The organism is Dapis purpurea BLCC-M126 (genome assembly GCF_050015975.1).
GTDB lineage: Bacteria > Cyanobacteriota > Cyanobacteriia > Cyanobacteriales > Microcoleaceae > Trichodesmium.
The window spans coordinates 61,112-74,011 of sequence record NZ_JBNHER010000003.1 but is presented as its reverse complement, the minus strand read 5'-3'; the positions used below and the strand labels follow the sequence as shown (position 1 = coordinate 74,011).

At 40.3% G+C, this 12,900-nt stretch carries 11 protein-coding genes; 4 read left to right on the top strand and 7 right to left on the bottom strand.

Annotation, left to right across the window (positions count from 1 at the left end):
* The 4 genes from ACP6PL_RS00900 to ACP6PL_RS00885 all read left to right on the top strand — a co-directional run.
* On the top strand, positions 1 to 236 hold a 236-nt coding region (locus ACP6PL_RS00900), incomplete at its 5' end, for a CHAT domain-containing protein (protein ID WP_426541568.1).
* Between the two features lie 465 nt (positions 237 to 701).
* Complete coding sequence (locus ACP6PL_RS00895) at positions 702 to 1,139, top strand: transposase (RefSeq protein WP_426541566.1); 438 nt, start codon at positions 702 to 704, stop codon at positions 1,137 to 1,139.
* A gap of 346 nt (positions 1,140 to 1,485) precedes the next feature.
* Positions 1,486 to 2,781, top strand: a complete 1,296-nt coding sequence (locus ACP6PL_RS00890) for a glycosyltransferase family protein (protein ID WP_426541564.1) — start codon at positions 1,486 to 1,488, stop codon at positions 2,779 to 2,781.
* An 87-nt stretch (positions 2,782 to 2,868) separates the two neighbouring features.
* The gene (locus tag ACP6PL_RS00885) at positions 2,869 to 4,107 is read left to right on the top strand and encodes an SGNH/GDSL hydrolase family protein (protein WP_426541562.1); all 1,239 of its coding nucleotides are present in this window, start codon (positions 2,869 to 2,871) and stop codon (positions 4,105 to 4,107) included.
* Between the two features lie 244 nt (positions 4,108 to 4,351).
* Here the strand turns inward: ACP6PL_RS00885 and ACP6PL_RS00880 are convergent, their stop codons facing one another.
* The 7 genes from ACP6PL_RS00880 to ACP6PL_RS00850 form a co-directional block, all read right to left on the bottom strand.
* Positions 4,352 to 5,089 (bottom strand): sulfotransferase-like domain-containing protein, encoded by a 738-nt coding sequence (locus ACP6PL_RS00880; protein ID WP_426541560.1) that lies wholly within the window; start codon positions 5,087 to 5,089, stop codon positions 4,352 to 4,354.
* A gap of 77 nt (positions 5,090 to 5,166) precedes the next feature.
* Entirely contained in the window at positions 5,167 to 5,949 is a 783-nt protein-coding gene (locus ACP6PL_RS00875) for an SDR family NAD(P)-dependent oxidoreductase (protein ID WP_426541558.1), read from the bottom strand.
* A 352-nt stretch (positions 5,950 to 6,301) separates the two neighbouring features.
* Entirely contained in the window at positions 6,302 to 7,036 is a 735-nt protein-coding gene (locus tag ACP6PL_RS00870; protein WP_426541556.1) for a sulfotransferase-like domain-containing protein, read from the bottom strand.
* 26 nt (positions 7,037 to 7,062) lie between these two features.
* Entirely contained in the window at positions 7,063 to 7,989 is a 927-nt protein-coding gene (locus tag ACP6PL_RS00865) for an isopenicillin N synthase family dioxygenase (protein WP_426541554.1), read from the bottom strand.
* A gap of 273 nt (positions 7,990 to 8,262) precedes the next feature.
* Positions 8,263 to 10,677, bottom strand: coding sequence for a CaiB/BaiF CoA transferase family protein (locus tag ACP6PL_RS00860; protein WP_426541552.1), 2,415 nt, complete (start codon positions 10,675 to 10,677; stop codon positions 8,263 to 8,265).
* A gap of 303 nt (positions 10,678 to 10,980) precedes the next feature.
* Entirely contained in the window at positions 10,981 to 11,727 is a 747-nt protein-coding gene (locus tag ACP6PL_RS00855) for a sulfotransferase-like domain-containing protein (protein ID WP_426541550.1), read from the bottom strand.
* A 30-nt stretch (positions 11,728 to 11,757) separates the two neighbouring features.
* A complete protein-coding gene (locus ACP6PL_RS00850) occupies positions 11,758 to 12,861 on the bottom strand; it encodes a mandelate racemase/muconate lactonizing enzyme family protein (protein WP_426541548.1) in 1,104 nt (367 codons plus the stop codon).
* Positions 12,862 to 12,900 lie beyond the last annotated feature (39 nt).

Here is a 12,900-nt window from a genome sequence, read left to right as displayed (position 1 = left end):
GGTTAATGACTGAGTTTTATACTCATTTGAATAATGCTAAGATTAAGGCAGAGGCATTAAGAAAGTCGCAGTTAGCAATGTTGCGAGGGGAAGTGGTGATTGCAGATGGGGAGTTAAGGGGAAGTGGAGCCCGTGGTGCAGTAGTGTTACGATCGGTGTTAGGTAAGTTTGGCAATCAAGATTTTTCTCATCCTTATTATTGGGCGGGGTTTACTATGATTGGTAGTCCTTGGTGATTGAAGAAGGAGTCATGTCAAATCAGGTAGCATTGGCGTAATTATATCAGGACTTACGCCAAGACACTATATATAGTGTTTAAGAATTATAATCTGTCTGTATGTGAAATTTGAAATGTGTCCTTAAACTGTGTTATATTGTCACCCTTAGAACATCTGCTTGCTGCGCGATCGTATACTCAACAAAATATTTCAATTACTGAAAAAGTTAAATTAATTCGATCCATCTTATCAAGCATGATAGTGTATAGAACCCCTAAGAGATCTATATAATTATGCAAGTTAAGTCTTTTCGTGCATCAAGAATGAGGAAAAATTATCTCAAGGAGTGTTGAATTTTTTTTATTATTTCTCCCCACATCTTCCCTCTTTCCTCCTGTCTCCTAACTCCTAGCTAAGGCGCATATTTATAAAGATACGCTTAGGGGTTCTATAATAAGCAAAAGTTTTACGAATACTATTGAAATGGACTTTGATTATATACAATATTGCCAGTATTTAATAAGTAGCCAGAAAAATTATACTATTACAAATCTTGCTAATCATTCTCAAGGAGAAATAGTTGCTGCTGTAGTAACAACCAACGATATTAGTGACGAGCAAGTGTTCTGTGACTTGCTTGATGGAGTAGAAGGTGAAATAGCACAAGTATCGGGTGATGGAGCATACGACAAGTGCAACTGCTATGAAAAAGCTCGTCAGAAAGGAGCTAAAATCACCATTGCGCCACGAAAAAACGCAGTAATTTTGCAACATGGTAACTGTAGAGGTACTTCCCATCCTAGAGATGAAAACTTGAGGCGCATTCGTATCTGTGGGCGAAAGAAGTGGAAGGGTGAAAGTGGCTACCACAGGCGTTCTCTATCAGAAACTACTATGTTCAGACTCAAAGCTTGGGGGTAAGTTGAGAAAGCGATTGTTTGACAACCAAGCCGTGGAGTTATTCATTCAATACACTATACTTAACCGCCGCATGATACAGAATGGTAAACCCGAAAGTTATCAAATAGACATCTAGTCTTCCCCTCCCGTGGGATTATTTGCGTTGGCGGAGCCTAGCGGCAACTATATCGCCACTTTCATGCAAAAAAGCTATTTCCAGCTCAAAGTACAGTCTAGAAAAGGTGTACAAAAAAAATGTGTAAATATGCCAGAACGCACTACTATAGTTTGAAAATATTTGTGACATCTTGAAAATGAATTAGTATAAACTAGAAAAGTTTACCTAACACCTACTAGTTATACCCCTATGCAGAAAGTTGATATTGTTATCCTATCAAATGGCCCAGGAGAATTAATTACTTGGGTACGACCTGTTGTACAACAGTTACGACAACAGACAAATATTAATATAAGAATTTCTGTTATTCTTTCCCCTTGTCCCCATGCTACGGGAAAAGAAGTAGCGATCGCTTGTTCTTATCCAGAAGTAGATCGGGTGCAACCTCCAGAGTATTTTTGGCGGTTTTTGCTCTGGGGTGAGACTGCCGAAAATTGGCATTGGCATCCCCAGGGGGTAGTTTTATTTCTAGGAGGCGATCAATTGTTTACTGTTATGGTGGGAAAACGTTTGGGTTATCCCACTGTTATTTATGCTGAGTGGGATGCCAGATGGTGGCGCTGGATAGATAAATTTGGGGTGATGAACCAGGAAGTAGTTGCTCAAGTGCCTCCAAAATATGCTGATAAATTTACAGTCGTGGGAGACTTGATGAACGAAGTCAGAATTCAGAATTTAGAATTCAGAAGTGGTTTTTCTACTGAGGAAAGCAAGGTAGAGTTAATAGGGTTATTACCTGGATCGAAACCTACTAAGTTGTCTTTAGGTGTACCTTTAACTTTGGCGATCGCTCAATATATCCACAAAATACGTCCGCAAACTAGATTTATTATTCCAGTTGCTCCGACTCTTGAGTTAGAAACTTTAGCTAATTTTGCTGACTCACAAAAAAATCCAGCAATTGAAAAAATGGGTGGTGTGGGAGCAAAATTATTTATACCTTCTTTAGATAGCAAGGAAACAGAGAGTAGGGAACAGCAAGCAGGTTTTCAAATTCAAAATCCCAAACTGGTGACAACTGAGGGAGTGGAAATAGAATTGATAACCCGTACTCCTGCTTATGACCTACTTTCCCAATGTCATCTTTGTCTGACTACTGTTGGTGCCAATACTGCTGAACTAGGTTCGTTAGCAGTACCGATGATTGTATTATTACCTACTCAACAATTAGATATTATGAGAGCATGGGATGGTTTACCAGGGTTACTCGCAAATTTACCAGGAGTCGGCGCTGCCTTTGCTACCATAATTAATTGGTTAGTGGTGCGTAAAGGGCAACTGTTTGCTTGGCCGAATATTTGGGCAAAAGAGGAAATAGTCCCAGAATTAATGGGAAAACTCAAACCAGAAACTGTAGCAGAGTTGGTGTTAGAATTTTTAAACCATCCAGAAAAGTTGGTAGAAATGAGCGATCGCCTCCGAAGTTTACGGGGTAAACCAGGAGCAGCAGAAAAATTGGCAGAAATTGTATTATCATTAACCTAAGCTAGAAAAATCTAACTTTTGAAACCTGAAAGCTCAAAATCAATTTTTGAATTCTTAAATTCTAAATTCTAAATTCTAAATTCTTAAATGGCATTAACAATAAACGAATTATTTGACGAACAATTCTATCTCGAAACCAACCCAGGAGTAGCGGAAGCAGTTGCCAATGGTACTATCAGCGATGGTTTTTTCCACTTTATTAGGTTTGGTCAATTTGAACTTCGTGACCCAAGTGCGATTTTCAATACCAACTTTTATCTTACTAATAACCCAGGCGTTGCAACTGTTGTCGAACAAAATATTCTCACCCCTACAGAACACTTGATCAACTTTGGTCAGTTTGAACCACGAGATCCCAGTGCTTTACTCAACACCAGTTTTTATCTAGACCGTTATCCAGGTGTTGCCGAAGCAGTAGCAACTACTGCACTTACCACCACAGAACACTTTCTCAATTTTGGTCAATTTGAAGGTCGGTTACCACGTCTCTTATTTAGTGATATTTATGTATTTGGCGATAGTTTGTCTGATACAGGGAATGCTTTTGCAGCTACTGGTGGTTTGTTGCCACCAAGTCCTCCCTATTTTCAGGGGCGTACCAGCAACGGTCCTCTATGGGTAGAAACTCTCGCGCCTCAGTTAGCAGTAACATCTGACCCTAACCTCAATTTTGCTGTCAATGGGGCAACCACAGGAATTATCAATACTGCCAATAACTTATTACCAGAGGGAGCGCCCCCGCTATTAATAGGTTTACAAACACAAATTGATGAATTTATTGCGGAAACTCCCGCCACCGATCCAGATGCTCTATATGTAGTGTGGGCAGGAGCGAATGATTATTTAGGTGGTGAAAATTTGGATGTGCAGTCAACTGTAGGTAATTTATCAGTGGCAGTCAATAAACTTGCCAATATTGGAGCTAGAAATTTTGTTTTACCGAATCTAGCAGACTTGGGAGTAGCTCCACTTGCACAGACTTTTCCTCCTGAACAACAACAGGGATTGACTTTATTAACTGAAGGTCATAATAGTGCCTTAGCAGCAACTTCCCAAATATTAGAACAAGACCCAAATATTAATATTATTAATGTTGATATTGGAACTTTATTTGATAATATAATTGCTAATCCTGGTGATTTTGGCTTTACAAATGTCACAGACAGTTTCTTAGCTTCTGGTCCTAATAATCCTGATGATTTTCTATTCTTTGATCTGATACATCCCACAACTAATGCTCATAATTTTGTAGCAGATGAGGCGATAAAATCAATTACAGAAATTAATGAATTGCTTAGTATTGTGGAAAGTTCTCCTGGTTTTTAACTTAAAAACATTAGAGGGAATAGGAAAAATTGGCGTTGGTGAATCAAGCTATGAAACATAAATTTTGCCAAATATAAAATGCTTTTCAGTTAATAGCTAGGCCATCGCCATTAAAACACAATCATAGCCGAAATCACCAAAGCCGAAAAATTAATTGATAATGAATAATGGAGAGTGAATCATAAAAACTCTCTTTAATTATCAATTATCAATTATCCATTGATAAAATAAGCCTCTAGTAATTTTATTCGATCCGTAGTCGATGTTCATAAAGTTTTTCATAATACGGCAGACACTCTTCATAAGCTTGCTTTAATTTTTCATTATCTTCAATACCAAGATAGTTTCTTTCTTTTGGTTCCTTGAAACTGGAACTCAAAAGTGCCTGAGTATGCCATCCTCCCTCCCATTCTTTGATTTGAGGTTGAGACTGAGGTTTCCATTCTAGGGCTTCTTTGATAAATGGTATGCCCACTGCATTGCAGTAGGCTTTAATAGTTGCTTCTGGCTTTTTGAGTAAATCATCCGAATCAATTAATATTGGAACTTTTCCACTAATATCCCTAACAATTTGAAATAGCTCATATAGTCCGCCATATCCAGTTTCTTTTAAAGTAAAATCAGGACGCCTCTCAAAAAGCGACGGAAGCATTTTGACTGGGTGTCTCATCAGAAAAGTATTCTCAAAATGAGATAAAAATTCTTGGTTAGCGACATGGGTGACAAAGTAGCCCATATCTTTAATAAAAACTGCTTGCTTTTGAGTTTCTTGTTTTAATTGTTCCAATATACAGTTAAAATTATATTCGGAATTTGGTTCTATATCTGGATAACGAGTAGTATTACAACGTTCTTCACTGTAGTAATAAGATAACCCAAAAGGTTCATCATGTACCAAAAAATCTCCTCGTGCCTGCATCATACATTCAAATGCAGTAGAAGTTGCTCGCGGTGTTGCCCATAATGCTAGAATTTTTTTCATTAGAAATTTCCTATCTACTCACCTATAACCTATTTTCCAACTGATATACTTTAACCTTGCTGTCAATCCAATTTTTTTTACCACATGGAACCTGCCGCTAAAGTTATATCCTCCATTGTAATACCCAATGCCTCATCACGACACAGAAAAGCAGCCAGTGCCCCAATTTCCTGCGGTTGTATAATTCTCTTCTGAGGATAGCTTTCCTTAATTTCCTCTAGATATTCAGTAGCAGTTTGACCTTCAATTTGGGAAAGCCGTCGGATCATCCCTTGGGCTAAGTTAGTTTCTACCCAGCCTGGACTAATTGAGTTACAAGATACTCCATGAGGTGCACCTTCCAAAGCAACACAGCGAGTTAGCCCGAGAATTGCTGCTTTGGAAGTACAATAGGCGGCGTGAAGGGGAGCACCTACGGAAGCAGAAGTCGAGGCAATATTAATAATACGACCCCATTTCCTTTCTATCATTCCTGGAAAACATAGCTTAGTAGTACGATAGATACCATTAAGATTAATATCTATGACCTTATACCATTCTTCATCAGGATGATTACACATTTCATGCTCATAAGCAATTCCAGCAGCATTGACAAGAATATCAACTTTGTCAAATGCCTTTATTGTAGCATCATAAAAACCCTGAACTGAATCAGTTGAAGACACATCCAGATTCATCACTAGAGCTTGGACACCTTGTGACTCAATTTCAGCTTGGCATGAACTCGTGCTAGCGGAACGAGAACCAACTGCTACATTAGCTCCATTTTGAGCTAATGCAAGAGCAATAGCTTTACCTATACCAGATGTACCACCTGTTACTATTGCTATGCGATTTTGAAGAAATTTTCCTTGACTCACTTTTTTCTCCAACTAAACGATAAGTATAATAAGCTAAATTTTACAGAATTTTTGAGAATAATCCAGGTACACTTTAACAGTAATCTTAACGTTGCTGATTCTAGGTATAAAATTCCTATAGCAATCCTATTTTATTCGTGGCAAAAATCTTACTGCTTTTTAGGGAACACTTAACTGGCAACAGGCAACAGTTTCAACTTTTTTATTTACTTTTTAATCACCCGCAACCTATTTAGGATTGCTATATATTATTTATTAAGTGTAAATAAGAGCTTTTTGTGTGCCTTAAAAAGCCAAAAAAGCTCCTTTATAGATCCTGAAGATAGAGTTAAGTAATTATCCTAACTTGATATTAATCAATCCGCAGTCGATGTTCGTAAAGTTTTTGATAATAAGGCAAACAATACTCATAAGCCTGTTTTAAGTGGTCATTATCTTCAATCCTAACATAATCTTTTTTTTCTTTTTCCTTAAATCCTTGACTAGATTGTAAATAAGTATGCCAACACCCTTCCCATTGGAGAATTTCAGAACGTACCTTGGGCTGCCATTTTAAGGCTTGGGGCATGAACGGAATTCCTACGGCATCACAGTAAGCTTTTACTGTAGCCTCTGGTTTCTGTACTAAGTCATCAGAATCTATGACAGGAGGCACTTTTCCCAAAAATGCTTTGGTGGCTTCAAATAATTGGTAAAGTTCTGCATATGCAGTTTCACTTAAGCTAAAATCAGGCCAACCAGCAAATAGAGAAGGGAGAGCTTTAGCTGGATCGCGAATAAGAAAGCTATGATTAAAGTGGGCTAAAAAGGCTTCGTCAGCGCGATCGTAAATAAAACGCCCCATATCTTTAATAAATACTGATTGATTTTGGGCTTTATTAATTATGTCTTGGAATAGAGGTTGAAAGTTATAAGCAGGATTACTCTCAGCCTCTTTATAGCGATCGCATCTCCTCTCCTCACTGTAGTAGAAGTACAAACCAAAGGGTTCATCAAGAACCAGAAAATCTCCCCTTTCTCGCATCATTGTTTCAAAAGCTGTGGAAGTCGAGCGGGGTATTGCCCATAATGCCAAAATTTTTTTCATACAATATCATCAAAAATTCTTACATTTCAAGTTAGTTCTTTTGCCTGACCTGCCCCTTCGTGGGTTTCCCAAATTGAGCGGTAATCTTTCAGCATTACATCCAGAGCGCTAATTTTTTCCTCTGTGCCAAAAGGTTCGATAATTGTATCAATATTCGGATACAGAAATAGAGGAATTGATATGCGACTGACGGGAAGATCGTGAATAACTTCATGGGCAGTGCTGACAAATTTTCCTTTTGTCCACATTTGCAACATATCGCCTAGATTAATAACAAAAGCATCCTCCAGACAAGGAACGCCCATCCAACGGTGATCGCTCCTCACCCGCAATGATGGTGCGGAAAGGTTTTCTTGAATTAATATAGTAAACATTCCACTATCGGTATGCTTTCCAGCTTTCCCTGTTCCAGGATGATAATATATAGTACGATGAATTAAAATTGGATCGGTAAAAAAGCGATCGAACCATGTAGCTTCCAGACCTAATGCTAAAGCGATTCCCTTTAATAAAATTGGAACCACCTTATTCATTATCTCGCTTTGCAAGCGATAGTGAGAGGAAGCAAAACCAGGTGCAACAATTTCATCTGGAAAAACAGTCTGTCCGGTAAATGGTTTGTCAGAATGGGGACGTTCTAAGCCAAATTCAAAGTATTCTTTAGGATCAAAGCCAGCTTTTCCATTAGTTGCTTCGCCGTAGAGGGGAACGTAGCCCCGACAAGTTTTAGGAGAAACGGTCTGAATTTCCTGTCCATATTCATTTTTAATAGCTTCTGGTAGTTCAAAAAATTGCCGAGAAGCAGCGATCGTTTCTTCTATGACTTCTTTGGCAATACCATAATCATTCAAATAGAAAAAACCACGATCGTCGCAAGCAAGATACAATCGTTCGATCTCATCTCGATCTTCTTCTGCTAACTTTTTGAGGGAAATAATTGGCAAACTGTCCATATGAGAATTTATTTTAACTAAGTAGCCGTAGAGTATAACATAATTATAACTTACGCACAAGAACCCAGAAACCAAGTTATTGCCGTATATCTCTATTGTTCAGACCAAGGATTTCTGGTAGTAACGGGGGATTTATTTGCGTAAGTCATATCTTTATTTTGTCATTTTAGGTGGAAGAAAAGCCAAAATTATTCCAAATATTAATTTGTTTTCCTCATAAATTTTTTGATTGCATACGAACCTGTTATTGATAAACAGCGAGCGCCAATATTACTATGGATCGTAATCAGTTCCCAGTTCTTCTTCTGGCCAAGATTTAACTTGCTCTTCAGGGTAGCCCAAGAGATCGCAGATGATTGTACGGTCGTGTTCCCCTAAGTCTGCACCAATATGTTCAAAAACAGGGCTGGTGAGGGACATCCGCAAGGGAAAGCCTGGAAAAAAAGCATCCGAGCCCGTACTTGGCTTCTGAAAATAGTTCCTTTCCCACAGATGAGGATCTTGGCAGAGGTCGGCCATATTTAAAACTGCTCCTGCCATTAACCCCTGGTCTTGCAGTAAGTACATGACTTCATAGTGTGTTTTTTGACACGTCCAAGCTTCTATGAGCTTGTCGAGTGAGTCGTGATTTTCTTGGCGATCGCCACTTGTAGCAAAGCGTGAATCGTCAATCAATTCCGGCTGTCCGAGGATTTGACAAAAAGTCTTCCATTCGTCATCCGAACCAATCGCAATGACAACCCATTGGTCTTCCTCCCGACAACGATAACAGCCGTGGGGAGCATAAGCTGGATGACGATTTCCTATCGGTAAGGTTGTATCCCCATTGACTGCATACTCCAAGAAGTGTTCTCCTCCAATAGCGTGTGTTAATCCTTCTAACTGGGAAAGATCGACCCAATCTCCATCCCCGTTTTTTTGACGATTAGATAAGGCAGTCAAGGCAGCACAAGCCCCCATAATACCATTAATCATATCAGTTTCCCGAATCCGCTTTGCATCTGCCTGTGTATATGGATTATAAGCAGTGAGACAGTTTACGCCACTGAGAGGTTCAATGGAAGCACCGTAACCAGGATAAGGCGCATAAGTACCTGTTTGTCCATAAGCGGACATGGAAAGCAAAATGATGTTCGGTTTAATCGCCTTGAGTTCTTCATAAGAAAAGCCTAGCTTTTCAAGTACACCCGGTCTGGCATTTTCTAGAACGATGTCTGTTTGACGGATCAGGTCTTTCAAGATTTCTCGATCCACCGGATCGTTAAGATCCACTGCAAGACATTTTTTATTGCGATTTAGATGATGAAAACCCAACTGCTGATTATAGGCTTGATTCTTTGTCGAAGCTCCCCTTGTCGTTTCCATCCGACGGGGATAATCAATTCGGATTACTTCAGCACCAAAATCAGCCAGGATTCTTCCGGTATGGGGGCCTGCCCATTCCCGAGAAATCTCGAGAACTCGAATTCCTGACAAAGGGGGGTTTTTCTTTTGGTTTGGCAATGGCTTGCCGTTCTCTTTTACCCGATTCCTCTCAATCAAGGAAGATTGCCCTTGAATGACTTGATTATGCTCTCCCAGCAATGGCGATCGCCCCATATACCAGGAACTGTTTGACAAGCGGAAGGGAGCCTGACAAGATTTTAAGCGTCCTACTTCTGGGTGAGATTCAGTCTCCAGGAAAAACTCCCGCTCTTGGTGCTGTTTAAACTCGAATGCTTCTGCCATCGTCGCCAAGTAACCAAAGGCAAATCCCCTAGCTAGCCCCAGTTCAAAAATTTCCTCTTTGTCGTGACGCATCAGCCAAGGTTTTATCAAAGACTCTACCTCATCATGAGCCTTGGCGCGATCGAATACATAGAGAAACCGATCTTCTAAAAGACGTGGCTCTTCAAATAAAGAGGCTCCCTTTCGCCAATGACGATGGGGTCCTCCCAGCACAGCAGCATAACCATTACGACAAGGATAACACTGCCACGGTGCCCAGTCTCGGTTGCTGCTATTGCGTGGTTTGCGCTGACCCGTATGAAGATAGGCGACTGCTCTCATCTGGACGTTCTCAAGTGCGCTTTCCTGAATGGAGACATCAATATGTTGACCAATACCAGAATCCCCACGTTGAAAAAGTGCCACTAGAGTGCCGAAGTAGGCATACATACCAGCCGTGTACTGGCTAACGGCTGGCCCCGCAGCTAAGGGTGGCTTATCTGTATCTCCCGTTGACTCCATGCAGCCACTCATGGCGTATAAAATTGCTTCATTAGCTCGATAATTTCGATATGGTCCATCCTGACCAAAATTAGAAATAGATGTCATCACAATAGCAGGATTAATCTCTCGAATCTGGTCGTAGCTTAATCCTAGCTTAGACATAACTGTGGGATAAAAATTCTCGACTAAAACATCTGCCCCTGCAATCAGTTGTTTTAGGTCTTCTATTCCTTTTGGTGTTTCCAGATCGAGAGTTACACTTTTTTTTCCGGAGTTGAGCCAATGAAACGGAATACTCCGCTCGATACCTGGTTTGCTATCTACAAATGGTCCTATGTGTCGAACGGGGTCGCCACTAGGTGGTTCGACTTTTATGACCTCAGCACCGAACCCAGCGAGGAGTTTTGTACAATATGGACCCGCTATATACTGGGTCAAATCGATAACTTTTAGACCGGACAAAGCACCTTGTCTCATAACATCTCCTTTTTGTTGGACAAATTTAGTATTCAGGATTGCGATCGCTAATGGCTTCTGTTTCTGAAGGACTTCAATCCATATTGCTTATTTCAATGCCAAAAGCTGTTATACCAATTCTAAAAAGTCTTGCTATACTTAGGGAATACTTCAGTTATCAACAAAGCCGCATAAACCGAATAACTTTTTGGTAATTTTAGCTTGCGTTCAATGTTAATTATTCTTATGTTTGCTTCTCCCCCACTCCCCTGCTCCCCTATTCCCCTGCTCAATCAAATGTAGAAAAGTTTTTGAGAAATGGTATTATTCAATCCGCAGCCGATGTTCGTAAAGTTTTTGGTAATAAGGTAAGCAATACTCGTAGGCTTCCTTTAAGCGATCGTTATCCTCCACTGTTCCATAGTTAATTTCTTTCTGCTTTCTGTCTCTCAAGCCCTTACTAGCATTAAGAGAACTATGCCACACCCCACTTTGCCAGTGGTTAATTTCTGGTCGAGATTTTGGTTCCCAACTTAAGGCTTCTGGAATAAAAGGGATACCCACTCCATTGCAATAAGCTTTAATGGTTGATTCTGGATTGTTCAGCAGATCGTCAGCGTCTATTAATACAGGTGTTTTACCACTAATCTCTTGAGCCATCATAAAATAACTATACAGAGGTTCGTAACCAGTTTCTTCCAGAGTAAAATCTGGCCATCGGTAGTGCAAAGAAAGAAGCATTTTAGCTGGGTTTCTTACCAGGAAAGTATTCTCAAACTCAGCCACAAATTCAGGGGTTATTAAGTGGCTGATATAGTAGGGCATATCTTTGATAAAGACCTGCTGCTTTTTGGCAATGTCTAGCAACCTTTGTCTTGTGGTTTCATAGTTATTCTCAGCTTTGATTTCAGCATCTGGATAACGATTGGTATTGCGCCGTTCTTCGCTATTGTAAAATGAAAGCCCAAAGGGTTCGTGAAAAACTACAAAATCACCTCGTTCTCGCATCATGCACTCAAATGCAGTAGATGTAGCACGAAAGGTAGACCATAAGGCCAGAATTTTACTCATAATCTTACCAAGGCAATGATATACAAAATTTTATTCATACACAGCGATCGCTTCACCCAAAACATCCATTATTGGCTCTACACCCAACCCTGGATATTCTGGCGCAGAAGTCTTACCTTCTTTATTCCGCGCACCACCCGTAGCCGTGTCCACAGTCAACATTTCGTGGCACAACCAAGTAGCTCGTAAAAACATTTGTGGAGTTGCCTGGGCAAGATGCACTGCTCCCGTATCGGCGATGATACTACCCCCAGTCTCTTCAATATTCATCCGAATACCCCTTTCCATACAGAAATCTCGGATACGCTTGGCTTTAGTTAAACCTCCCACACGACCAACTTTAAGACCAATCGCCTCGCAAGCATGATCGGCGCTAGCGCGGACAACATTTCCATAACTCTGAATAGATTCATCTAAAATAATTGGATGAACAGTGCGCTTGCGAACCTGAAAACATTCCTCATAAGTTTCGCAAGGCTGTTCAAAATAAGAGATCCTGTCAGTGGCAGCGTTCATCACCCGAATCGCCTCATCCATCAACCAAGATCGATTAGCATCAAAAGTTGCACTTTCATTTTCAGGCAAATAGGAATTCACAGCTTCTATTCGCTCGATGTCCAGAGCCACATCAGCTCCAATCTTGCAACTATGAATCATATAGCCCTTTTCTTGCACCAATTCAATTGATTTAATAATTTCCTCTGGCGTACCCGTAGGAATAGAACTGTGGATGGTTACGCTCTCATCGATTCGACCGCCAAAGAGTTCGCACAGTGGTAGTCCTGTTGCTTTGCCCAGAATATCCCAACAAGCCATATCCAGAGCTGATTTAATGTAGGGATGACCTGGTAGAGCAGTATCCATCGTCCGATAGATAAAATCAATACGTCTAGGATCGAGTCCGATTAGTTGAGGGGCGAGTTCTTCAATTCCAGCTCTGATACCCCGTGGAAAAGCAGGCAAATAAGTGGAACCCCAAGGACATCCTTCTCCCCAACCTCGGATTCCTTCATCGGTATCTATGGCAACTATGGTGGAATCAAGCTTGTCAAAATACAATCGACCTCCTGATAGACGGTAAGGATATTCTAGGGGCAAGGGGACTTTATATACATAAATTCGAGATATCTTCATCTAAAACCTATATCAATCAACTTTTCTCCAACTGAAGAC